The organism is Streptomyces varsoviensis, assembly GCF_000718635.1.
Lineage (GTDB): Bacteria > Actinomycetota > Actinomycetes > Streptomycetales > Streptomycetaceae > Streptomyces > Streptomyces varsoviensis.
In genome coordinates this window covers 132,138-157,039 of sequence record NZ_JOBF01000016.1, presented here as the reverse complement: position 1 = coordinate 157,039, position 24,902 = coordinate 132,138, and the positions used below count along the sequence as shown (strand labels likewise).

Below are 24,902 nucleotides of genomic sequence, written 5' to 3'. Positions count from 1 at the left end.
TGGCGTGGTTCCATGCTGGGCTGGACGGCTGGACTCTTCGGCAGCCGATGCGGGTTCGGGGTGAGGCGATCGCGCAGACCATCGTGGTCGGTCAGCCGGTGCGGTTGCCTGGCGGGGCGTCCGGCGGGCCGCGGGGGGCGGTGGCCGAGATGCCTGTCGGACTGGTGCCCGAGGCGCGGCAGGGAATGCCGGCAGGGCCGTTCGTGGTGGAGCAGCCGGCGGAGCCGGGTTCGGGTCAGCGGTCGGCGCCGGTGCGCTATGCGATAGGCGCTGACGGCGATATCACCCACCCCGACGGGCGCGTGCTGCGCGCGCAGGGGTGGAACAGGCAGGGCCTGGACTTCGTGCACGACACCGGGGCGCGGTTGCGCGCGGACACCGGTGAGATCGACTTCACCGAGGCTCCGATCACGGACGACGTGCCGGCGCGGGACGCCGAAGCGCCGTCGTACGTACTGCGCGCCGTGCCCCCCATGCCGGCGGTGGGCGACGAGCCCGCCGAGGCGGGGGGACTGTTCCTGGTGCCGGTGAAGGCGGACCTGGTCACACCGGACCCGGCTGCGCCGGCGGTGCGCCTGCCGTGGCCCGGCCTTCGGGCGGAGCCCGCGGACAACCCCGGCGGCCTCACGGACGCCATCGACACCGTCTTCTCCGGCTCCGGCACCGACCCCATCACCCGCCAGCCGCGCGACAACGGCCCGGAACCGACGCCCGCGCAACAGATCGCACAGACGCGGTCGACCGAGGAGCCGGCCGGCCGCGGTGACGCGTCCACGGCCTCGACCGGAACCTCGGTGAAGCAGACGGTGCGCTTAGCCGTTCCGCCCCACACGGACCGTTCCGAGGAGACCGGCCGGGATGAGGAGACCGGCCGTGACGAGGATTCCGGCCGGGAACTGGACCAGGACGACCCGCTCGTACGCGACCTCTTCACCGCCATGGACCGCGCTCTGCGAGAGGGCGCGGCCCAGGAGATCACTCTCGACGAGGGCCGGCTCCGGGGGCTCATCGACGGCGCGCGGGATGCGCGGGAGCCCGTCGGCATCGGCGCGCTCTCGGCACGCGTGCAGGCTCTGGAGGATGCCCGTACCCGGAAGCGGCGCGAGCTCAACCGACCTGATCCCGTGCTCCCGGGGACGCGGGAGCAGGGATACCCCGTGCTCCCCGCCACCGGCGGCCAGGCGCCGGAGCAGTCCGGGCAGAAGCCATCCGAGCAGTCCGGGCAGCAGGCTCCGCGGCAGTCCGGCGACCAGGCTCCGCAGCGGACCGAGCCGCAGCGGACCGAGCCGCGGGCACTGACCGCCGACGAGCAGCGGAAGTGGGCCTCGCACATCGGGTGGCTGGCGCGGCAGGCCGCGCTGGAGGCGGCCGCGCCCGGGCCGCTCCCGTCGGAGCACCCCGCCTTGGACGAGGGCCGCCGGAGCAATCAGGCGCTGGACTATCTGCGCGATCTCCACCGCGAGGTGCTGACCGCACCCCGGGAGGACGACGGCGCGCCCCCGGAGAACGTCGACGGCGGCCAGGTCACGATGCCGATCGCGCTTCTCGCGTCGGACAGCGTCACGAACGTCTACCGCATCACCCCGGGGGGCGAGGAGGACCCCTCCTTCACCGAGGGCGACCTCCAGACCTTCCCCGACGGGAGCAGCCTGGCCAGGCACGCCGTCACGACCGGCGGCACGGAACTGGCGTTCCAGCAGACCGGGCGGGTGGCCGACGCCGTCGTCGACTCGCTGGACGTCCATCCCAGGGACGAGGCGGACTTCCGCGCCGCCCTGCTGAGGAAGCTCCAGGAGTTCCCCGAGGACTTCGTCTCCGCCATCCCGGAGCCGCACGCGCTGGAGGACAGCACCGAGCCGGGCGCCGTCGGCAGCGGTGTGGCGTTGAACTACCGGGGCGCGGACGGCGTCTGGCGCATGGCGGTCATCCGGGCCCGCAACGCCGGTGACTACTCCCGCTACCAGGACGCCTACGACATCAAGGTCGAGCGGCGTCAGCGGTTCGGCCTGAAGGAGTCCGATTCCCATCAGCTGACCTCCAACCGCAGGTTCACCCTGCCCATCAGTATGTGGCCCGGCATGGGCCAGACCGGCACCGTCACGCTGCGGCTCTCCGGCAGCTACAACCAGGTGAGCTTCGGGATCTCCCGTACCCGCGGCGGGCTGCGGATCGAGCGGGTGAAGGGCCCCGCCGACAGCCATCTGTACGTCAACGACGCCGTCTTCGACGTCAAGTCGTACGTGCAGGGCGAGGACCACGGCGGGCTGCTCCCCGCCGGCGATTCGCCGCACGTGCTGCGGCTCGGGGTCCGCAACGGCTTCCACTGGCGGGTTCCCACGAGCATGACGCGGAAGGTGCCGCCGGGTCCGCTGGGGCTGCCGCGCGAGATCCGCGTCCCGGAGCGGGTACGGCCCGAGCAGGTGACGGTCGACGCCTTCGCGCCGCCCGCGGGCCTGATCGACTGGGCGCTGGGCGTGGCCCACAAGTACGCCGGGCTCACGCTGGACAAGGAGGGCGCGCGGCAGATTCTTGAGGCGTTCCAGTCCAGCGCCCTGCGCAGGAGCGCGACGAGCGCGACGCTCGACGAGATCAGGACGCCCGCGATCGACGTGGGCGGCGGCGCGGTGGGGTACTTCAGCTACCGCGTCCACTACGACCACGAGGCGACCGCGGCTCTCGACCGCCCCTTCTACGAGGAGGTCATCCGCATCGACGGGGAGTTGAGCGACGCGGCGGCCCTGGAACGGGCCGTCAACAAGAACGCGTCCATCGCCCTGTCCGGCGGCTGGGTGGCCAACCTCACGGCGCTCCGCGCGAGCGTCACGGCGGAAGCGGGCCTCAACACCGCCCGGAACGACAACACGACCCGGTCCAGTTCCTCGACCATCGTCACCTCGCGGATGGACAGCGCCTCGGGGAGCGGGCCGCGTGAGCTGCCGAGGCCGCACGGCTCCTACCGCGTCCCGGTGAAGCTGCGGGTCGCCTTCCACTCGCCGGACGACATCACCGGCTTCGGCCCCCCGCCCCACCTGAGGCGGCGCGGCATCGACGAGGCCGAGCAGCACGTCACGTTCGACGCCAACACCATGATGCGCATCACCAACGGTGACGCGCGGGAGTGGGGCGGCTGGGACACCGGCCGTACGCACCAGCGCGACAGGGGGGTCCCCGACCCGCAGCTCCCCTCGCTGGGAGGCGACAACCCCTTCGCGGCCCTGGAGAGCAGCCGGTTCCGCGGATTCGAGCGGCTCAGCGGTCCGTTGCGGCTGCCCGAGCAGGGGAGCCGCGCCCGGCTCTTCGGAGCCCGCAGGAGCCCGCGTCTCTCCGGCTCCGGGCTCCTGCCGTCACCGAGGGCGCGCGAGGCGGCGCGGGCGCGGCGGCCCGAGGCGCCGGGCCCGGCGCCGTCCTCCCGCCCCGCCCGCGGCGGAAGCCGCTCCGGGGCGGGAGGCAAGGGATTCCCGCTGGACCGGCTCCGGCGCTCCGCCTCGCGCGGGCCGGGTTCACCCGGGCCGGGTTCGCGCGGCGATGGCGGCCGGCCCGATGAGCGGCCACGGGCGGGCGATGTCGCGCCGGGCAACTCCACGCCCCTCCCCGATGGGCGCCCACTCGGCGACGGACTGGGGCCCGAGGCGAAGGGCGCGCTGCGGCGCAACCCGCTGACGCGTACGTTCGTACAGGCCGCTCCGTCGAAGACGCGGCGGCTCGCCAACCGCGCCCACCACGCGGTCGCGCCCTATACACGCGGGGCGCGGGTCGCGGTGCGCAACGCCCGGCGGTCCGCCTGGCCCCGGCTGAGCGGGCGCCCCCTGCCGGTGCGTGAGAAGAGCCGGCCGCTCTGGAACGCCATGTGGTCCGGGTCCGGCAGCTCGATGCGCAACGACTACCGGTTGCCGGCGGGGTTCGCCCCGGTGGCGCTCGACCCGCGCATACCGGATTTGCGGGCCGGCCAGGTCCACCACGTCGTCCTCACCAGGACCGGCCGGACGCGGCGGTACGGCGTCGCCCTGAGGGTCCGCGGCGCGTACTGGGGCCCGGCCCGCTGGCAGGGCCTGCGGTCGGGGCAGGAACTCGGGGCGGGGCTGAACAACCTCTCCGGATTCAGCCAGAGTTCGCAGACCTCGCAGGGCAAGAGCGTGAGCGGTTCCGTGGACGCGGGGCCGAAGGTCCCCGGCACGGGTGACCGCGCCCTGTGGGGCCTCACCCTCGGCCGCAGCCGGACCGCGTCCCGCATGGCGAAGGCCGGCAGCGCGGGCGGCAGCGAGTACGTGCTGTGGGCCGCGCCGCGGGTGCAGGCGTGGGACCAGGACGTGGTGCTCCTCGTCGACGCGCAGGTGGTGCGCGCTCCCCGCTCGCTCCTGCGGCTGGCCACGGGCTCGGCGTTCCGCCGCGGCCCCCTGCGCGCCGACCTGGGCGGCCCGCTTGAGGCGCCGGCCCCCGTACCGCTGGGCCCGGAGGCCGACGGCGCGCTGGTCATGAAGGCCCGGGCGCGGACCTACTTCCCCGACATATCGGGGAACCTGCGCGAGCTGTGGAAGGAGCGGGGCCGGGATTCCCGGCAGGACCACGCCGCCCCCGCGGCCCGCAAGCCCCTCCAACTGCCCCCGGGCGAGACGCGGGAGCTGCTGCGGGACCTGCACAACCGGCCGATCCAGCACGCGGACCACGGCAACCACACGCACCTGCGCAGCGGCCACGCCAAGCCGCTCGCGGCGGTCATCTCGGGCGTCCTGCGGAAGACGGCCCCCTCCGTGCTGAAGTGGCACTTCACCGATCGGGAGGGCGAGCCGAACTACGGGAGCGCCGAGCACCGGACCATCGAGTACCTCGTGGCGGACGGCGCCCTGGACACCAAGGTCGACGCCATGCTGGGAGCCGGCTGGAACCTTTCGCGGGGGGTCTACGCCTACGGGCGGGGGCTCCGGCACACGTTCGCGATCAAGGTACGCGCGCTGCCCGGCAGCCACGGCGCGCGGAGCGTCGTGGACAGGGGACTGTCCAGCGAACACTCCTTCATGCACTACACGCAGCCCGGCGGCGGCACCGGCAAGCAGGACACCCTGGACCTGTCGCTGCGCCTGTCCGGCGCCAAGAACTGGAACACCGCGGCCCCCGGCGCGGAGCCCGGCCTCCTGGTGCCCGGCGGCTCCGTGACGCTGTACAACAAGACCAGGAGCGAGAGCCAGGGGGCGGGCCTGTCCTTCGGGCGCGTGGCGGGCGAGCAGCGCACGGGCCGCCAGGTGCTGATCGTGCACGAGAACACCACCTACCTCGTGGAGGTGACCCGCAAGTCCCGTGCGGTCGGCGCCCCCTTGCACCATGAGGCCGTCGCGGTGGAGATGGGGGACCGGCAGGAGCTGGCCAGTTGGCAGGAGGCCGAGGAGCGCGGCCTGGTCACCAACGGCCTGGAGAAGACGCGCCCGAGCATCCGTATGCGCCCGCTGCTGGACGTCCCGGTCGGGTACGGCGTGCAGGGGACGATCGACCCGCGCCCGGCGCTGCTGGAGTTCCAGCGGGCACTGCGCGCCCAGGGCATGGGACGCGCCCTCCCGGACTCCGCCGTCGGGGATCTCGGCGGGCTGCGCGAGGCGTTGGAGAGCCTCTTCGACCCCGACTCCGTCCGGGGCGCCGTCGACGAGCTGACCATGCCGGGAGTCTGGTCCTTCCGCCACTTCGACAACCAGACCGTCGGCTCGCACGGGTTCGGCCCGTTGACCGGCGAGGTCCTGGTCAGCCTCGTGCGCCGCGGTCCGCTCAGGGACCGCGGCACGCCGGTCTTCGGTACGGATCTGTACATCCAGCTCTCGAAGTCCGAACAGGACGACAGCTCCGCCGGCCTCACCCGGGTGACCACCGCGGGCGCCACCGCGCTCGGGCTCCCGGGCACCGAGCCGAACGCCCTCGACGGCTCGACGCAGGGGGAGATGCTCGCCCTCGGCACCGCGGCGGGGGTCTCGATGCCCTCCTCGGCGACGAGCGCGCGGCTGAAGGACTCCTCCAGCTACCCGATGTTCATCTCCGGAGGCCGCCACGACGAGTTCGACGGCGACTACGACCTCAAGCTCAGCTACATCCGGGATGACGGGACGACCGTCACGGTGCGGAAGCCCGCGGGCAGCCTGCGCCGGATGGTGGGGGAGTGGGCGCTCGTCCCGGAGCTCCCGGACCCGGCGTCCGCGCAACGCCGGTCGGAGAACGGCGCGACGGAGCCCGCCGGCGGCGCCGGAGCGGAGCGGAGCGCACCGGAGGAGCGGGCCGCCGACGACCCGATCACCGTCGTGCCCGTCGTTCCCGGCCGGCGGTGGGGAGCCGGGAAGCACGAGCGGCTCGGCGAGATGCTCACGCACGACGATGTGATGCTCCTCAACGCTCCCGACACCCAGCGGCTGTTCCAGCGGGCGGTCGCGGTGCTCGACCACGCCGCCGCGTGGGTGGAGCCCGGGGCCGTACCCACGCCGGACGCCCCCGCCTCCGGGGCCTCCGCTGCCGGCGCCGCTCCGGACACCGCCGGTACCGGCGCCGTCTCCACAGCCCGTTCGGCGCGGGCGATGTTCGCGAAGCTGCGCGGCCACCGGCGGGGGCGCGCGCACACCGGGCTCACCCGGCCGGGCCAGGCCGGGCGCCAGCAGCTCCGCCAGTCCATCGGGCAGCGGGCCATGATCCTGTCGGGCAAGGAGGCCCTGGGAAAGAAGGGCTATACACCGGGCGACATCCACGACGGTTCCGCCGTCGGCCGCTCCACCGGCCGGGTCACCGTGTTCCTGCGACCGGCCGAGAGCGCGTCGGCGCGGGTGATCGGCGTGACGGACAACGCCCTGTTCTACGACGAGAAGCGCGTCACCGACCAGACGTCGGTCGGCGCGGGCCGCTCGGGCATGACCATGAACCTCGCGGCCGCCCCCTATCCCGCCTTCTACACCGGCGGCCTGTCCACGGTGGCCGGGGACGCCCTCCCGGCGTTCCACGCCGCGGAGTCCGACGCCGGCCAGTACGCGGTGCACCAGGCGCACCAGGTGCGCCGCGTGCCGCAGGGCCGCATGCTGATCTTCGAGATGTCTCTTGAGGGGCGGGTGGAGGGCTCGGTCGTCCAGAGCCGGTCGGCAGCGGCCATCAGCGCCCTGCGCCGGTTCCTCCGGGGCCGTTCGAAGCCCGTCGACGAGACGGACGGCAAGGCGTTCCCGACGGGGCAGGTCTTCGCGTCCACCTTCGTCACCGGTGAGAAGCTGTACGGCCTGGTGCAGAAGGACGTGGCACGCGAGTACGGGCTGATCGACGACGACACCTTCCCGGCCGAGGTGGACACCGCCTTCGACCGGGCCGGGGAGCTGAACGGCAAGGTCGAGGCCAACCGGCAGGCGCGGCTGGACACCGAGATCCGGCTGGAGCGCGGCTACGAGCACCTGTACACGCTGCTGGCCGAGGCGGACGGTATCGGCGACGAGGCGACGGCGGCCGCCCGGCTGCCCGAGCGCTACCAGCAGGCCGTCGGGCGGCTGGCCGAGGACCTCGTGGACCACGCCGTGCAGCGGGACGCGGACCGGCGGCTGTCCGAGCAGTACGCCCGGGCCAAGCAGAACGCCCTGTCCTTGCTCGCCTGGCACCAGCGGACCCCGGCCGAGCGCGGCGACACCCCCAAGCCCGAGCCGTACGAGCCGAACGAGCAGCACGAGCCGTATGGGGTGGAGACCTCTCCGGAGACGGTCCGGCACCCGGTCGCCGACATCGGAGACGGCCTGCTGACGCCCACACCGGACGAGGCCCAGCCCGCCCTTCCCCGCTATCTGGACGCGGACCTGCGGAAGCTGGCCGTCAACGCCGCGTCGTTCGGCGGTGCCTGGGCCGGCGGACGCGTACCGCCGCAGCACCAGTTGCTGCGGGAGTTGTTCAAGGCCGATGCCCTGCGGGAGAAGCTGTCCGTCAGGCGGCAGGAGTGGGACGCCGCCCGGCGGGCCGGCGACGAGGATCTGGCCGCCCTGCGAGGCGGTCAGATCGCCTACCTCCAGCAGGCGCTGGAGGACACCGTCACATCGGCCGGCGCGACGCTCCGGGAGTTCAACCGGCGCGTCGACGCGCTGCTGGAGATGGCCGACAACCCCGCGCCCCAGGACGGCGACGCGGCCGGAATGGCCCGGGACACCGTGCGGCACCTGCTCGACGGCGGCGACCTGAGCGTCCTCGCGGGTGAGGTCGCCGACCGCCGTCAGGCGCACGAGCGGGCCCGGAACAACCTGCCGGCGGACGACGGCTCCACCGAAGCGGGCCTGCTGCTGGACCGTGGGCACCGCCTCGCCCACGACCTGCGCCCCGCCCGGGTGCGCGATGCCGCGATGCGGGTCGCCGAGCAGCTACCGGAGCCCTCCGCCCTGCCTCCGACCCGGTCGACCGCGGAGCTGACCGAGCCCCAGCGACGTGCCGCGCACCAACTGGAGAACCCGCCCCAGGGCGCCCTCCACCACGATGAGAAGACCAAGGCGCCCACCCACTACGAGGACGCCGACGGGAACGGCTATGACGTCCACGACCCCCACGACACGGAGCACCCCGAGCTGACGAAGGGGGAGGGCCTACCGCTCTCCCTCGCCGCGGGGCTCGACGCCCTGCACGCCTCCGGCGACTGGCACGGACGACCGTACGCGGACGGCACTGAGCCACAGACTGCGCCACAGATCGCCGCGCACGTGCGTGAGGCGATGTCCGATCAGGCCCTCCGGGAACCGGAGCTGGCAGCGACCTGGTACGGGCCGGAGCTCGGCGACACATTCACCCCCGAGGACCTGGACGCCGCCGGGCTGACGGGCCGGCTGGACGACCGCCACCAGCGTGAGTTCGCGCAGGACGGCGTCCTGCACGGTGATCTCAGGCTCGCCCCCCGCGCGAGCGGCGACGCGCGGCACGCGCCCGACCGCGGCGGCTACCGGGTGCCGCTCCTACCGGACGAGAAGGCCGCGCTGCTCTCCCGGCAACTGCTCCGCGGCGGCGATGCCGAGATCGGCGGGCTCGCCGAGGCCGGCTATGACAACGCCGCGTCCGACTACGTCCCGCAGCTCTTCGCCAACCGCCACGCTGTGAACGTGCGCGTGGTCATCCCGGGCCAGGGCGACCTGGTCTACCGGCCGTGGCGCCCGGACGCCGCCCCCGACGCCGGGCCCGGCCGCCCTACCGTGCATCTCCTGCTGGACGACGGCGCCTTCAAGGCCCTCATCCCGCGTTCGCCCCGGGGACTGCCGGAAGAGACCGATCCGCGGCACTCGCCGAATGGCGTCCCCGAGCGGGAGAACGCAGGGCCGCCCAGGGACCAAGCCCCCGTGGCGACGCCGTCCCGGACGAAGGCGGAGAACCCTGCCTCGCCTACACAGGACGCCACGCCGGGGACGCCCGGCGGCGACGCGGGGCTGGTCTCGCAGCGCCGGGCCGACCGCCTGGCGGCGGGGCAGGAGCGGCAGGACGACGGCTTCCTGGACGCGTACGCCTCCCGGCGGGCGGCGACCGACGACATCGCGGGCCCGGCGGACGGCCGGACCGGGGCGTACGTGGTGGACGACGACCGGGGCCGGCCTCACCACGCGGCGTTCTACTCCACGGAGGACTACCGGCGCACCTACAGCCCCGCCGGGCCGGTGGGGGAGGCATCGGCGCCGGGGTCGCAGGAGCGGGTCGAGCGGGGCGAGGACGAATACCCCGACGAGCGATATGTGAACACGGACAGCACGGTCGGCCCGCGGTCGTCCGACGCCCGCGCGCCGCTCCATTCGGACCTCTACGCCGACCCCGCGTTCGCGGCTGTGTCTTCGGCGTCTCCGGCGTCTCCGGCCTCGGGGACGCATCCGCGACTGGTCGAGGCGGAGGACGTCAGGCCGTTGCCCGACGCGGTGTGGGAGCGGGAGGTCACCTTCCGGGCCATCGTGGACCCCGGCAGTGACGACGTGATCGGGTACGCCACCGGCGACGCCCACGACGGGTGGTCCAAGGACCGGCAGCGCACGAACGAATCGTTCCGGCACGCCACGGACCACTGGCCGGTCGACGGTCGGGCCACCCCCGCCGGCCTGCGATTCCGTACGCGGTGGAACCCGGACACGACGACGGAGTACACCGGCCACGGCGACGGGCGCTTCTTCCGCGCCGGTGGGCGCCCTGGCTCCCCGGCCGAGGGCGGGCCCGGAACGGGCCGCCACCTCCTTCAGGAGATGGCGCGCGCGAAGACGGCCCCGAAGCGGGGCGCGCTCGCGGTCATCCCGTGTGCCGCGGCTGCCGAGCGCCCCGACGGCCCTGCGCCATTGCCCCGGACCCTCGCCGACCGCGTGCTCCTCGAAAGCCACGCTCCCAACGCCTCGACGGCCTTCTCTCGGGAAGGGGGCGCACGACCCCGGGCCGAGGCCGCCGTCGCCGCCGAACCGCGTGGTGCGCCGCGTGACACCGCCGAGTGGGCGCCGTCGCCGCGGGGGCTGTACGGCACCCCCGAGCACTAGACGAGCAGTTCCGATGTGGCTCAGCGGTCGTAGGCGATCAATGACCTGGTGACGGGGGCGCCGATGGCTCGGTTGTGCCAGATGGCGCAGGTCATCGCGAGGATTCGGCACCTGCCGTTCGTCGATCTTCGGACCGGCCAGGGCCCAGGTGACCGGGAGACCCACGGGGGTGCACACCAGGTGCAGTTTCAGGCCCAGGAGCGTCAACAACGTCATGACCCGCAACAGCTAGGCAGCCGGTCCACGGGAACAGGTGCCGCAGGCAGGGTTCGCCGTAGGCGGCTTCGAGCAGTAGCGGGCAGACCCGCCCGTCGTCACGGACCTTCTGCCACCCCGCCTCGACCCGAGCCCCGCCCTCACCCACTGGGACACCCGGCAGCCACAGCCACGAACCAATGCAGCGGCATAGCTGACCTGCTGATAGGCGGAAAGCCCTTCGAGGCAGATACGGCGGAAGGGATAGTATTCCTCTGTTTGTTCGAGAACCGACAAAGGACTTCAAAAGCCGTGAAGGTGATCCGTAAGAGCGTCACGGCGGCCATCAGTGCCGCTCTGGTCATGGGCCTGGCGGCCTGTGGCGGCCACGACACGACGGCGTCGGAGGCCAAGAGCGGCTCCTCCGCCCGTCCCGGCGGCGCAGTGGCGGACGAGCGCGCCCCCGCGCCCGTCGTGCTGAAGGCCGCTTTGGCGAAGATGGCTCGGCAGAACTCCTACCGGACCGTCGAGACCGCCAAGACCGGCGGTGAGCCGGAGTCCCGTACCGAGATGGCCTTCCGGAACGAGCCCGAGGCGACCGAGATCAAGTCGGCGGAGGTCCACCTGCTGTCCGTGGGCGGCACCTCGTATATGGCCACCAAGGACGTTCCGGGCAAGTCCTGGTTCACGATGGACGAGCCGGACTCCGGGACGAAGAAGCAGGCGACCGCCTCGCCGTCGACGCCGCTCAAGGAGAACGCCGGGCGGCGCGTCGGGGGCTCCGTGAAGAAGTGGGTCGGCGCCCTGCTGGCCGCCTCCAAGGACCTCAAGGACGTCGGCCGCGAAACGACGGGCGGCCGGGCCACCGACCACTATCGCGGCACGGTTGTTCTCGCCGACCTGAAGAACTACGAGGGTCCGGCCATGACGAAGGACTACCGCGACCTGTACCTCCTGCAAAGCGGCACAGCCGGCAGGAAGAAGGCCGAGATCGACGTCTGGGTCGACGAGAACGGGTTCATCGCCAAGGAAGAGGAGAAGGGCACGACGGCCAAGGGCGACGAGCGGATCACCGAAACGTTCTCGGACTACGGCGCCGACCCGAAGATCGAGGCGCCGGACCCGAAGGACGTCGCCACGTGGTCGCAATACGTGGCAGCGAGCGGCAAGAGATACCGCACCCACGGCTGACTATGCGGGTGCGCACCCAATGCCGGCCCCGGCCGGCGGGAGAACGGCTGGTTCCCCCTCGCCGACCTCGCCATCAGCGCCGCCACCGACGGGCAGTACATCCACCCGCACACGACGCGGCCACCGTAACGCTCCGCCGCGCCGCTCCCTTTGCGAGCTCCGTCCTGCACGACACCATCGAGGCGGCCGTGGGCCCACTACACGATCACGGTCAGCGCGGTCCGAGGTGGCACCATGTGGAGTGCGTGGCGATCCTCAAACCTGCCGCTCGGACCGGGCCCTCAGCACGGTGGGACTCTGTTCTTCGAGTTCATTCGCCTTCTGTGTTCCTGCGTGCTGGGCGAGGCCGAGGCCGGCCATGTGCGCGAGGGACTTGGCCCGTGCGATGAAAATCTGCGGTCAACTTCCGCTGGAACATGCGCTCCGGCATGCGTGGATGGCAAGCACGTCGGACTGCCATAAGCTCCCTTTCGGTCAATATGTGCGGTTCCCTCTGCCCTCGCGCGGCCCGCCCCTGCTTGCATGTACACGACCAGCTCGCGGGGGCTCAGCGGTGCGGCACACCCGGCTGAGAGGGGGAGCGGGTCACGTACTCCGGGCCCCGGGGAGCATCGCCACGCTCAAGGGAGATCACGTGACCCAAGCCATCTTGACCCGCCGCGAGGGACCCACTCGACTCATGAGCAGCCTTGACGGCGGTTGGGAGTACGCCGTGGCGCAGCCGCGTCTCTCTCTGGGGCCGGGGGTGCTGAGCTATCGGGGATTCCGCTTCGCTTCGTGTCCGCTCCGCCGTCGCCTGGAGATTCCCTGCGGCCTGGCAACACTGATCATCGGGTTCGGTCAGTCGCTGCGGATAGCCCACCACGGCTCACCCGACCGATCCCGCTCGGTGGTCTCCCTGCTCAGCCCGCCCGGCACCGGCTCGGCGACGGGCGAGCACACCGGCGGGCTCCAAGGCGTGGAGGTGATGCTCACCCCGTGGGCGGCGTTCGAACTCTTCGGCGTGGCCTTGGACGAACTGGGTCTCGGCCTGGACCCCGCCGAGATCGTGGGAGACCGGTTCGACGACCTGACGCGGGAGCTGGACAGAACGCCCTGTTGGACCGAACGCTTCGCGCTGGTCGATCAGTTCCTGCTGCGCTGTCGGTCGACGGGCCGCACCGCGTCGGACCGCGTGATCTCCGCGTGGCACCAACTAGAGGCCGCACGGGGCATGTTAGGGCCGACAGTACTGGCGGAACGCCTGGACTGCAGCCAGCGGCAGCTTGAGCGCCGCTGCGGGGAGCAGCTCGGCCTGACCCCCAAACGGCTGGCCCGGGTTCTGCGGCTGCAGCATGCCGCCACCTTGCTCGCCTCGGACATCAGGCCCGGGGAGGTGGCCGCCCGCTGCGGTTTCTACGACCAGGCACATCTGACTCGGGAGTTCACCGCGATGACGAGCCGACCACCGTTGCGTTTCGCCGCCGAACACCGGACAGGGGGAGCGGGCGTCAACCGGGCGCCCGGCCGTATCACCAGTATCTTGCTCGACGGGTAACGGGAATTCGCGGAACCCGGTACCTTGCCACAACTGAGACGGTCCGCTATGCAACCGCGTGTCTGCCACGGCACGTCGAAAAAATCCAATGTCGCTTTCTTCCAATACTGACTGTTCGGCGCAATGGGAGAGTGCCTCGTCCGACATCAGCCGGGACACTCCGCAGACGAGAGGAGAGCGACATGTTGCGCAAGCTGGAATCCGCGGGACAGGCCCTGCTCGAACGCTTCGTACCCAAGATTTCGGCCTCTGCCCAGGCCGGGCCGATGGCCTGCTGGAACCAATGCTGGCAGTGCAACCGGAGCAATAAGTACGGCTGCGTCGATCAGTGGTGCAGCTACAACGCCGGGTGCTGCGAGACGTCCTCCAAGTGCTACCGCTGTTACTGCTGACGCAGGCGCGGGCCCGGGGCTTTCGCGCCGGGCCCGTCTGTCCGGCGGCAGACACCGGCCCGCGAGCGCTGTCCGATATGACCGGATGAGGAGGCCGAGATGGAGCAGTATCTCGCTATGTGGGTCAGGTGCCTGATCGGCCTGGTCTTCCTGGTCTCCGCGGTGAGCAAGGTCTCCGGGCGCCGGTCCTTCACCGAGTTCGCCGAAGCAGTCGGCGTCCTCGCCCCTGTGCCCGGAGCCCGTCGACTGCTGGCTCCGGCCGTGGTGGCGCTGGAGTTCGCGGTAGCGGTGCTCCTGGCGCTGCCCGTTCCCATCGCCTTCCGGGTCGGCGCGTGGCTCGCCACCGCCCTGCTGCTCGCCTTCGCCCTCGGCGTCGCGCTCGCCGTACGACGGGGGGCCGAAACGGCCTGTCGCTGCTTCGGCCGCTCCACGTCGCGGATCAAGGGCTGGCAGGCGGTGCGCAATCTGGCCCTGGCCGTGCCCGCCGCACTGGCGGCGACGCTCGGCCCCGGCTCGCGGGGCACCGCCGCCGGGCTCGCGCTGACCGCGGTGATGGGCCTGACGTGCGGGGCGGTGGTCATCGCGCTCGACGACATCGTAGAACTCTTCCGTCCGGCCACCGCAAAGACCGTCGAATTCCGACAGGAGATACCCCATGCCCGTCGTGATCGTAGCTCTCGTCTTCGTCGGGGCGCTGTGCCTGCTGAATCTCGTCCTGAACGTCGGAATCATCAAACGCCTGCGCGACCAGGCCGAAATCCTCAACCGCAACGGTAATTCCGGCCCGGGCGCGACCCTTGGCATGAATGAAGAGGTCGGGACGTTCTCCACGATCACGGAGGACGGCGAACTGGTCGACCACGCAAGCCTTTACCAGGGCGACACCCTGGTCGCTTTCTTCTCACCGACCTGCAGCCCCTGCCGGGCGAAGCTGCCTCATTTCGTGGAATTCGCCGCCACGTTCCCCGGCGGTCGGGAGAAGGTACTGGCGACGGTCGTCGGAGAAGCCGCGGACACGGCCGACATGGTGGAGCGGCTGCGCCCGGTGGCCAGGGTGGTACGGGAGGACAGCAACAAGGGCGCGGTCAGTACGGCCTTCGCTCTTCAGGCGTTTCCGGCCATCCTCGTCGTCTCCCCCAGCAACGAGCACGGGCGGCCCATCATCACCGCTGACAATCTCGACCGCGATCTTCCGGTGCCCGCCACGTGAGCCCTCGCTTCCCCCGACCGCGTGGACGCGGCGAGCGGAAGGAGACCGTCCACTCCACGTACCGACGCATCGTCACGGCGTTCGCCCTGTGCGTCAGGGCGGCTCCGGCGGCGTCGGCCGGCTATGCGGTGATCACGCTGTCGTCCGGGCTGACGCCGGTGGCGGTGGCGTGGATGACCAAGCTGATGCTCGACGGCCTCACCCGGGGAGCGGACGCCGGGGACTTGGCGGTCCCGGCGCTCGGTTACGTCCTCATCGCGACCGTGGTCGGTCTCGGCCCGCTGTTCGGCCGGTACCTCCGAGGCGTCGTGGACCGCAAGGTGGGGCTGCTGACACAGGACCGGCTGCTGACGGCCGTGGGCCGGCATCCGGGCCTGGGCCGGCTGGAGGACGCCGTGTTCCTGGACCGGCTGCGGGTGGCCCAGGACGTCGGCCGCACCGTCGCGGGTCAGCTCGCCGACGGGGTACTGACGATGGCCAAGTCGGTGCTGACGGTGGGCGGGTTCCTCATCTCGCTGGTCGCGATCAGCCCGCTGATGGCGCTGCTGGTGCTGGCCGCGGGGGTGCCGTCGCTGGCGGCCCAGCTCTCACTCTCCCGGCACTACGCCCGCGCCGTGTTCGCCGTGGGACGGATCGAGCGGCGTGAGGACTTCTACACGGGTCTGATCGCCTCCGCGACCGCGGCCAAGGAGATCCGGCTCTTCGGCATCGGCGACTTCCTGCGCGGGCGGGTACTGGCGGAGCGCCGGGCGGCCAACGCCGTCACCCAAGCGGTCGAGGCGCGGCAGACCAAGGTGCAGAGCGGGCTGGAGCTGCTGACCTCGCTGGTCTCGGGGGCGGGGCTGATGTGGGCGGTGTTCGCGGCCACCCGGGGAGAGCTCTCCGTCGGCGGGGTGACGATGTTCGTGGCCGCGGTGGACGGAGTACAAGCCTCACTCGGCGCGCTGCTGCTGCAGATCGCGGCCTCGCAGCGGACGCTGCTGATGTTCGACCACTACCTGGAGGTGGTGGAGACCGAGCCCGACCTCCCGGTGGCCGCCGACCCGGTGCCGCTGCCGCGGCTGGAGCGCGGGATCGAGCTGCGTGACGTCTGGTTCCGCTATACCGATGATCAGGAGTGGGTGTTGCGCGGACTGGATCTGTTCATCCCCTGCGGACAGTCACTGGCCCTGGTGGGGCTGAACGGCGCGGGCAAGTCCACGTTGGTGAAGCTGCTCTGCCGGTTCTACGACCCCACGCGCGGAGCGGTCCTCTGGGACGGTGTCGATGTGCGCGATGTCGACCCCGCAGAGCTGCGCGAACGCATCTCCACCCTGTTCCAGGACTTCCAGCACTACGACATGACGGCGGCCGAGAACATCGGCCTGGGCGATCTGCGGCTGTTCGACCGGCGTGACCGCATCGAGGCGGCGGCAGGCAAGGCGGGCCTGCACTCCAAACTCGCCTCGCTGCCGGACGGGTACGACACCATGCTCTCGCGCTCCTTCATCCCGGACGGCACCTCCGGCCCTGGCACCCTGCTGTCCGGGGGGCAGCACCAGCGGCTGGCCCTGGCGCGCGCCTTCCTGCGCGAGGAGCGCGACCTGATGATCCTCGACGAGCCCTCGGCAGGACTCGACGCGGAGGCGGAGCACGAGATCCACCTGACCATCGGCCGACACCGTGCGGGCCGCACCAGCCTGTTGATCTCGCATCGGCTCAGTGCGGTCCGCGACGCCCACCGAATCGCCGTACTCGACGGCGGACGGGTGGTGGAACAGGGCGCGCACGGCGAACTGCTGCGCGTCGGCGGTGTGTACGCGCGGCTCTTCGCTCTCCAAGCCGACGGCTACCAGGACACTGACGCGGCGGGCGGCCCGGTGACATCGGTGGCCGCGTCATGATCGCGGAAAAGACATTGATCGCTACAGCCGCTCTCACCCGCCGACTGGTGTCCGTCACCGTCGAAGGGGTGAGCATGGAGCCGGCTTTCCAGGACCGTGATCAAGTGCTGGTGATACGGCGGCGCAGGCCCAGACCGGGCCAGGTGGTCGTCGTCGAGTCCCCCTTCGGCAGACAGGGCTGGCGGGAGCCGCCGCTGCCGGCCAGGGCCGCGCCCCCCTTGGTAGCCGCGCGCCATTGGATGATCAAGCGGGTCGTGGCACTCCCCGGAGACGCGGTCCCCCGCGGACTGAGGCTTGCGAACGTATCCGACGAGCGGGTTCCGGCCGGCATGGCCGTGCTGCTCGGTGACAACCCCTCGTCGAGTTTCGACTCCAGGGAGTTCGGCTACTTCCCCCTGGTGCGCGTGCTGGGAGTCGTGAGGACGCCCGGGAGGTGACCGACCGGCACGCTCATCGCCCGCAACAACCGCCTATCCGCGCCAGGCACGGCATCAAGGCGACCCACCACGCGGAGTGGGTCGCCGTCTTTGAGCCCGTCGCAAAAGGGCCCCGCCCTGCGGCTCGGAATGTGACGGGGCTTGGCCGCCACGGGCGCGGTCAGGATGGGGGCCACGGCGCCGGCTTCCGGTGGTCAGGTTTTGAGGGTGTAGAAGCGGATCGGGGTGTTCGGCGTGAAACCGATGCGCGGGTACAGCGGCGCGCCGGCCTCGGTGGCGTGGAGGGTGGCGCGGGTGAGGCCGGTGGCCCTGGCTCCTTCGTGGAGGGCCTTGCGGGTGACGGCCTCTCCGTAGCCGCGGCGCTGCCACCGCGGGTCCGTGGCGACGAAGCAGACGAAGAGGCGGCCTTGGGCCGGGATGGTGGCGGCGCAGGACACCGGGGTGGTGCCGTGCAGGGCGAGGTAGGCGTGCATCCCGGTCATCCAGAGGCCGGCCCCGGTCAGGCCGTCACGGCACGCGTCGACGGGGAAGCCGTAGGCGCGCGCCTGGAGGTCCGCGTAGGCGCGCAAGTGGTCCTCGGTACTCACGCGTACGAACGCGAGGTCGGGGTCGGGGTGGTGCGGTTCGGGGAGCGGGAGGATGTCGCCGGCCATGCCCGTACCGCCCAAGGCGTATTGGAGGCCCGCCTGTTCGGCCGCCGCCGTGAGCGCGGTGCGGGCGTCGGCGTCGAGGAGGTCTTCGAAGACCCACAAGAAGCCCGAGTCCGAGTGTCTCTTGGCGCGGATGATGTCGGCCGCCTCATCCAGGCGTTGCCTCATGAGGTCCGCTGTCACCTGCTCCTCGGTCAGGGCGATGCAGTTCCAGAAGGCGAAGGGGGAGTCGGCCCAGCGGACCGCGAGGCCGGGCAGGTCGCGCACGTCGGCGCTCGGGGCGTGGTCGAGGACCATGGCCCGCCAGGCGACGGCGAGTTGGTGCAGCGATTCGACGGACTCCGTGAAGCCGGTGGATGTCATCGGATGATTCCTTCGGTCGTGTCGTCGTCGTGCGTCTGGTCTGCGGGGGCGTGGTGCTTGAGGTAGGCGCGGCGGCCGAAGCGCCACCACAGGGCGGCCAGGGTGAGGGCCACCGCTGTGGCGGCGAGCGTGTAGTTGGCGTTGGCGGCGGCGTTGGCGTTGGCGGGAACGCGGGTGCGGCGGGTGAGCTTTCGCCACCGTGGCCAGCCGGGCAGGGCGCCGCCCCGGGAGAACGCGTAGATCATGCGGCTGCAACTGGCGGTCACCGCGTACCCGCACAGGAACTGCGCCACGGTGATGATCAGCACCAGTGCCTTGGCGAAGGCGTGGCTGAGCGCGTCCAGGAAGATCTGCGCGATGGGCACGCCGGTGAGGCCGGCCAGGGTCCCGGCGGAGTCCTGGACGGCGAAGGTGAGGGCGGCCAGCAGGGTGCCGCCGGCGGCCCAGGAGGCCGCCACCGAGCGGGCGGTGCCACGGGCGGCGACGACGGAGGCCCGGCTGGTCTCTTCGCTGAGGTGGGCGGAGGTGTCATAGCCCGCCAAGGCGAAAAGGGGCAGCAGCATGCCCAGCAGGATGACCTATACGGGGCTCCCCAGCCCGTGTTATTGGTGAATTGGGTGAACGCGAAGGCGGCGGACTGGTGTTGGGAGGGGACGAGCGGCCAGGGCCGCTGCCAGGCACAGCGTACGACGCGACCCCGCGGTGCCGGATGCGCCCACGCCGGGTCGGCGGGGGCGCTCGCCGGCCACGCCCCGGCCGGAGCGGAGGCGGAGGTGCCTGCGGCGCCCTGGGCCTACGTGCGCTCCTGCCGCGGCGCGAAGGACCCTCCATCAAGCGGGGACCAGCTCGGCGCGAGTGCGCAGCGGTCTCTCTCGGCTCGATGCTCACCCGGCCGCCGCTGGGCCCGGGTGGCCCTCGCTCAGGTATGCGGAGAAGGGGTGCTAGCGGGCGGCGGAGGCCCCGTGTGTCGGATTCCGGGGCCCCTCAACCTCTCAGCGGCTCAGCCGCTCACCACGCCGAGCAGGACGCGGACCGTCTCCGCCATCGACTCGCGGCCCTGGGTGAGGTAGGGGCGGGGGTCGGTCAGGTCGGGGCGGTCGGCCAGTGTCTCGCGGACCGCGCCGGTGAACGCGATGTTGAGAGCGGTACCGATGTTGATCTTCACGATGCCCGCCTGGACGGCCCGTCGCAGGTCGTCGTCGCCGACGCCCGACGAACCGTGCAGCACCAGAGGTACGGGCACGGCCTCCCGAAGGCGTTCGATGAGCGCGTGGTCCAGGGTCGCGGAGCGTTCGGTCATCGCGTGGCTGCTGCCGACGGCGACGGCCAGGGCGTCCACGCCGGTGTCCGCGACATAGCGCGCCGCCTCCTGCGGGTCGGTGCGGACCCCGGCCGCGTGGGCGCTCGCGGGGGCGTCGGGCTTGCCGCCCACGTAGCCGAGTTCGGCCTCCAGCCACAGGCCCGCGCCGTGGGCCCACTCGGCCGCGGCGCGGGTGGCGGCGAGGTTCTCGGCGTACGGCTGCGCCCCGGCGTCGAACATCGCGGAGGAGAACCCCGCGTCGGCCGCCGTGCGCAGCAGCCGCATGTCCGTCACGTGGTCCATGTGCAGGGCGACGTCGACGTCACAGACCTTGCCGACCTCGGCCGCGGCCCGTGCGATCGGCTCGACGCGGCCGCCGTGGAACCGTACGGCGTTCTCGCTGATCTGGAGGATCACCCCCGGGGCGCCCGCGGCGGCCGCGCCGGCGGTGATCGCCTCGGCGTGCTCCAGCGTGATCACGTTGAACGCCGCGACGGCCTGGCCCGCGGCGGCGGCCTGCGAGACGAGTTCGCGCGTGGGAACCAGGGGCATGAGGGTGTCCCCTCGCTTTCATGTCGGTTCGGTGGGTACGGGCCGGTGGGTACGGGGTCCGTGGATACGGGCCGCAGGGTACGGGCCGGTGTCGGCCCGTACCCTACGTGAGTCGCCCGGTACGGATACGCGGGCGATCAGGTCTTCTGCGGCGCCGGAGTCACGTCTGCCGCGTCGGACGCCGCGCCCAGGGCCGCGGAGTTCTCGCCGTTCTCGCCGTTCTCGCCGCTCTTCTCGTCGCTGTAGACCATCAGGGTCGAGCCCCCGAGGGCCAGCACGATGCCGAGGGCGCCCCACACGCTCGGGAGCGTCTGGTAGACCGCCAGGGACAGCACGATCGTCAGCACCGGGGCCAGCGCGTTGGTGATGGGGGCGACGACCGTGGCCTTGCCCCGGCTGAACGCCATGACCAGGAACAGCGCGCCGACCGCGTTGAGCACCTGCGTCACCGCGGTGAGCGTCGGCGCCTGCCACGGAGCGCCGGACGGGAAATCGCCCATCATCACGAACGCCACCGGAATCAGCAGCAGTCCGCTGATGGTCATCCAGCCGAAGGTCGTCGCGTCGTTGACCCCGACCACCGCGGCCTTGCGCATGCAGAACGCCTGCACGCCCCAGGCGACACAGATCAGGATGGCCATCAGCAGCCACGGGCCGTGCGAGTTCGAGTCGTCCTTGCTGCTGGGAATGGAGAGCAGCACGATCGCCGCCAGCGCCGCGACGACGCCGACCAGGGCGAGCCGGTTGATCCGCTCCTTCAGCAGCGCCATCGCCAGGAGGACGGTGACCACGGGGGAGAGCGACACCAGGGGGAAGATCAGGTACGCCGGGCCGTTGGCGAGCGCCTTGAACAGCAGGAGCTGGCCGCCGGCGCCGGTCAGTCCCGCGATCAGTCCGTACACGGCGGCGATCGGCCGGCGGTCGAACTTGTTGCCGCGCAGCGCGAAGAACGCGGGGATGAGCATGGTGCAGGCCCAGATGATGTAGATCATCTCGTTGGGGTAGTCGTACCTGCTGTTCGGCTCGCTGGAGAAGGCGCCCCACACACCCCAGAACAGGACCAGCAGCGACGCGTACAGAATCCAGCTCTTCTTGCCTGTGTTCATCGGTTCTCTCCTCCTGGGGCGGTGATCCCGGAGGCCATGCGCAGCGCGTCGAGCGCGGGCTGGTCGAGCGGGGTTCCGGCGATTTTCGCCGCGTACAGGGCGGCGCCTACGACGGGCTCGTACAGCGGGTGTCGCAGTTCGTAGTGGGTGAAACGACTCTTCAGTCCGGTGGCGAACGCCTCCAGAACCGGGTCCGCGCCGAAGGTGCCGCCCGAGTAGGAGACCGGTACGGTCTCGTCCGGGCCGAACTCCAGCCGCTCGCGGGTGACGTCGACGAGCAGGGCGAGCTCCCGGCCCGCCTCGGCGAGGATCGCCGAGGCGGCCTCGTCGCCCAGACCGGCGGCCTCGGCCACCGAGCGGCTGAGCGCCGCGATCCGGCCGCGGTCGCCCTGCCACTGGTTGTGGACGACGTCGATCACGTCCAGATCGGACGCGAGATCCAGGTGGCGCCGGAACACCTTCGACAGGGGGCCCTCGGGAATCCGGCCGTCGGCCATCCGCGAGAAGGCGTTGAGGCCGCGGACCGCGATCCAGTGCGCCGATCCCTCATCGCCGAACATCTCGCTCCAGCCGCCGACGCGCACGCCGCGGCCCTGCCGCTCGCCGTAGGTCATGGAGCCGGTGCCGCTGATGACGTTGATGCCGTCGACCGCGCCCAGCGAGCCGGCCCAGCCGCAGACCATGTCGTTGTCGCAGGCGTAGCGGTCGTGTCCGAGCACGGCTCGCGGGGTCGCGTTCAGGACGGGCAGATCGCGGGCCGCCTCCCCGTAACCGGGCAAGCCGAAAAAGGCGTACTCGATGTCGGCGGGGGACAGCTCGGCCGCCGCACAGACAGCGTCGACCCCTTCCCCCAGCACGCGCTCGACGAGCTCGATGCCGTGGGAGAAGTAGTACGAACTTGCCGCCTGCGCTCGCGCCACGACTTGTCCGCCCCGGTCGACCAGGCAGAAGGCGGTTTTCGTACCGCCGCCGTCGACACCTAGGAACATCGTTGTACCTCCGTCCGGCGCCCTGGAACCGCGCCGTTGTGCCTTTGATCAGTTGTGCAGGGAGTGCAGAGTCACGCCCTGCACGACGCGGTTGACCTCACCCGAGGGGAACGGGTTGTCGGCCCGCAGCCCCCGGGCCTGGGCGGCGCGCAGGGCGATGAGCTGCGCGTACACCACAGCGGACAGCGCCAGGGCGACGTCCTCGACTCCGTCGAGGCCCGGCAGCGGCCAGGCGTCGCCGCCGTCCGCTTCCACGCCGGGTCCCGCGGAGACGGTGACGACGCTGCCCGCGGGGAGATTTCCGCGCAGTTCCGCGGAGATGTCCTGGTCGTACTTGCGGGTGTAGGGGTCGTTCGACATGTACACCACGGCGACCGTACGGTCGTTGAGCACCGCCTTGGGGCCGTGCCGGAATCCCAGCGAGGTCTCCGCGACGGCCATCAGCGTCCCACCGGTGAGTTCGAGCACCTTCAGCGCCGACTCCGAGGCGAGGCCCTTCAACGGGCCGCTGCCCAGGAAGACGATGCGCTCGGGCGCGCGGGCCACGAGGGCGCCGACGGTACGGTCCACGGCGTCGCTCTCGCAGATCGTCTCGACCGCCGCGGCCAGGCGCTCGGCGACCCCGTCGTAGGCGCTGCCGCCGAGAGCGAGCAGCGCCGCGAGCGTCATGCACGTGAAGCTCGACGTCATGGCGAAACCGCGGTCGTTGGACGCGGCCGGCATCAGCAGCACGTGGGAATTCGGCAGCTCCGCGTGCTCGCGGGCCAGGCGGCCCTGCTCGTTGCAGGTGATCACGAGGTGGTGCACCTCGGAGAGGACCTGGTCGGCCAGGGCGGTGGCCGCCACGGACTCCGGGCTGTCGCCCGAGCGCGCGAAGGAGACCAGCAGCGTGGGAACGTCCTCGGCGAGCGTGCCGCGGGGGTCGGCGACGAGGTCCGTGGTGGGCACCGCGTCGACACGGCGGCCCAGGCGCCGGGCCAGGGCGGTCTGGAGCACCTGGCCGGCGAACGCGGAGGTGCCGGCGCCGGTGAGTACGACGCGCAGGTGGGCGCGGGCGACGAGCGGACGCACGAAGGCGTCCAGCGACTCCCGGGAGGCCGCGATGATCCGGTCGACCTCGCGCCACAGGGCGGGCTGCTGGGCGATCTCGCGGATGGTGTGGGCGGCGCCCTCGTCGAGGGACAGGGTGCCGGAGGGCGTGGTCACACGTGCTCCATCAGGTGGGGGTGGGAGGCGCGGTCGTAGTCGCGCAGAACGTCGCGGACGTGGTCGACGGCCAGGTCGCGCGGCCGGGCGGCGAGCTCGCCGTGACGGACGCGGGCGTACTGGAGGGGGAGGTGGGCGCTGAGCAGCGGCAGCGGGATGTCCACGGCCGAGAGGTTGGCCATCAGTCGGGCCTGGGCCTTCTCGATCTCAGGGTCGGGCCAGTAGTAGCGCATCCGGTCGCTGTAGCTGTAGCGGCGTGCGAGGCGCTGCTCGGCGGCGCTGCCCGGGTAGTAGCCCTCCCACTTGGCGGGCTCGGCGAGCATCCGCTCCTCGACGACCTCGGGAAGGCGCGACCGCTCGGCGGCCGGTACCAGCTCGTCCTCGATCGCGGCGAGGGCGAACAGCGCCTCGCGCAGGGCGAAGGTCAGCCCGGGGCCCACCTTGAGGACCGCCCAGTGGTCCTCGACCAGCGCGGTGAGCGCCTCGGCGGTCTGGTAGTCGGTCGAGTGGGCCTCGTAGACCATGGTGGGCTCGTCGTCGAGGACCTTGCGCAGCTCCTCGGTCAGCTCGCGCCGGTAGTCGACGACCTGCACATGGTCGAACTCGACGGCCGGCTGGACCACGAGGGCCATGACGCGCGGCCAGACCTCGTCGATGCCGTGCTGGGCGAACGCCTTGCGGTGCTGCTCCAGGGTGGCGCGCGCCGCCTCGGGCGTGGTGGGGAGGAGCGCGTCGAGCGTCTCGTGCGCGCCGCCGGGTGTGGGCACCTCGGTACCGATCACATACCGGATCCGCTCGGCGCGCTCGGGGCCGGCCGTCTCCTCGGCCACCCGGATCAGCCGCGCGGCGCGTTCGGCGACCAGGTCGTCGGTCAGCGGTACGGGGTCGCCGGCGCAGGCGAAGCTGCAGTCCAGGTGGATCTTGGTGAAGTCCGCGGCCACATAGGCGGCGACCAGGGCGTCGGCCTGCTCCATCGCCTCGTCGGGCGTCAGGGACTGCCACCGGTTCGGTCCGAGGTGGTCGCCGCCGAGAATCACTCGGTCCAGTGGCAGACCACTTTCGGTCGCGATGCCGTACACGAGGTCGCGGAAGTCCGCGGGCCGCATGCCCGTGTAACCGCCGTACTGGTCGACCTGGTTCGAGGTCGCCTCCACCAGTACGTGACCGCCGGTCTCCCGTGCCTGCACCATGGCCGCCTCGATGACCAGCGGATGAGCCGAACACACCGAGGTGATGCCCTGCGGCTGCCCGGCCTTGTGACGCCGGACCACCTCGCTCAATGGGCTCTGCATTGCCAACCCCTTACTCAACGTGCATTTCAAGCCAAATGTGCCGTCATGGCCCGCGGCTCATTCCGGACAGTACTGGTCTTATTTGGGGTCGTCAATAGTCTTATACTGGTATGCAACTGGTCTGCATGGCTGG

14 protein-coding genes and 1 pseudogene are annotated in these 24,902 nt (G+C 71.7%); 7 read left to right on the top strand and 8 right to left on the bottom strand.

All coding sequences use genetic code 11. The features are described 5' to 3' along the window. Window positions 1-149 precede the first annotated feature (149 nt). On the top strand, window positions 150-10,466 hold the full coding sequence (locus IF55_RS23390) for a hypothetical protein (RefSeq protein WP_157854390.1): 10,317 nt from the start codon (window positions 150-152) through the stop codon (window positions 10,464-10,466). A gap of 223 nt (window positions 10,467-10,689) precedes the next feature. Here IF55_RS23390 and IF55_RS41510 read toward each other — a convergent pair. Continuing rightward, window positions 10,690-10,830 (bottom strand): annotated as a pseudogene (locus tag IF55_RS41510) (DUF6193 family natural product biosynthesis protein); the annotation flags it as partial. Window positions 10,831-10,973: 143 nt separating this feature from the next. On the opposite strand from IF55_RS41510, the gene IF55_RS23385 reads away from it, so the two are divergent. The 6 genes from IF55_RS23385 to IF55_RS23360 all read left to right on the top strand — a co-directional run bounded on the left by IF55_RS23385 (window position 10,974) and on the right by IF55_RS23360 (window position 17,311). Next, complete coding sequence (locus IF55_RS23385) at window positions 10,974-11,852, top strand: SCO4651 family lipoprotein (RefSeq protein ID WP_030884196.1); 879 nt, start codon at window positions 10,974-10,976, stop codon at window positions 11,850-11,852. A 679-nt stretch (window positions 11,853-12,531) separates the two neighbouring features. Continuing rightward, entirely contained in the window at window positions 12,532-13,389 is an 858-nt protein-coding gene (locus IF55_RS39505) for a helix-turn-helix domain-containing protein (protein ID WP_037965564.1), read from the top strand. A gap of 182 nt (window positions 13,390-13,571) precedes the next feature. Then, the gene (locus tag IF55_RS37530; protein WP_078645039.1) at window positions 13,572-13,781 is read left to right on the top strand and encodes a hypothetical protein; all 210 of its coding nucleotides are present in this window, start codon (window positions 13,572-13,574) and stop codon (window positions 13,779-13,781) included. A gap of 99 nt (window positions 13,782-13,880) precedes the next feature. Then, window positions 13,881-14,558, top strand: a complete 678-nt coding sequence (locus IF55_RS37525; protein WP_078645037.1) for a MauE/DoxX family redox-associated membrane protein — start codon at window positions 13,881-13,883, stop codon at window positions 14,556-14,558. A 429-nt stretch (window positions 14,559-14,987) separates the two neighbouring features. Next, the gene (locus IF55_RS23365; protein ID WP_078645032.1) at window positions 14,988-16,874 is read left to right on the top strand and encodes an ABC transporter ATP-binding protein; all 1,887 of its coding nucleotides are present in this window, start codon (window positions 14,988-14,990) and stop codon (window positions 16,872-16,874) included. Then, window positions 16,871-17,311 carry a S26 family signal peptidase gene (locus IF55_RS23360; RefSeq protein WP_048832344.1) on the top strand — a complete coding sequence of 147 codons (441 nt, stop codon included), beginning with the start codon at window positions 16,871-16,873 and terminating at the stop codon, window positions 17,309-17,311. The genes IF55_RS23365 and IF55_RS23360 overlap by 4 nt, the downstream gene beginning before the upstream one ends. A gap of 194 nt (window positions 17,312-17,505) precedes the next feature. Here IF55_RS23360 and IF55_RS23355 read toward each other — a convergent pair whose 3' ends face one another. The 7 genes from IF55_RS23355 to IF55_RS23325 form a co-directional block, all read right to left on the bottom strand. Then, a complete protein-coding gene (locus tag IF55_RS23355) occupies window positions 17,506-18,324 on the bottom strand; it encodes a GNAT family N-acetyltransferase (protein ID WP_030884178.1) in 819 nt (272 codons plus the stop codon). Beyond that, window positions 18,321-18,887, bottom strand: a complete 567-nt coding sequence (locus IF55_RS23350; RefSeq protein ID WP_030884175.1) for an amino acid permease — start codon at window positions 18,885-18,887, stop codon at window positions 18,321-18,323. The genes IF55_RS23355 and IF55_RS23350 overlap by 4 nt, the downstream gene beginning before the upstream one ends. 437 nt (window positions 18,888-19,324) lie before the next feature. Next, a complete protein-coding gene (locus IF55_RS23345; protein WP_030884172.1) occupies window positions 19,325-20,176 on the bottom strand; it encodes a class II fructose-bisphosphate aldolase in 852 nt (283 codons plus the stop codon). A 137-nt stretch (window positions 20,177-20,313) separates the two neighbouring features. Further along, complete coding sequence (locus tag IF55_RS23340; protein WP_030884168.1) at window positions 20,314-21,282, bottom strand: DMT family transporter; 969 nt, start codon at window positions 21,280-21,282, stop codon at window positions 20,314-20,316. Next, a complete protein-coding gene (locus tag IF55_RS23335) occupies window positions 21,279-22,271 on the bottom strand; it encodes a BadF/BadG/BcrA/BcrD ATPase family protein (RefSeq protein WP_030884165.1) in 993 nt (330 codons plus the stop codon). The genes IF55_RS23340 and IF55_RS23335 overlap by 4 nt, the downstream gene beginning before the upstream one ends. 48 nt (window positions 22,272-22,319) lie before the next feature. Next, the gene (locus tag IF55_RS23330; RefSeq protein ID WP_030884163.1) at window positions 22,320-23,477 is read right to left on the bottom strand and encodes an SIS domain-containing protein; all 1,158 of its coding nucleotides are present in this window, start codon (window positions 23,475-23,477) and stop codon (window positions 22,320-22,322) included. Further along, window positions 23,474-24,769 (bottom strand): D-tagatose-bisphosphate aldolase, class II, non-catalytic subunit, encoded by a 1,296-nt coding sequence (locus IF55_RS23325; RefSeq protein ID WP_030884161.1) that lies wholly within the window; start codon window positions 24,767-24,769, stop codon window positions 23,474-23,476. Before IF55_RS23325 ends, IF55_RS23330 begins: the two co-directional genes overlap by 4 nt. Between the last annotated feature and the right edge of the window lie 133 nt (window positions 24,770-24,902).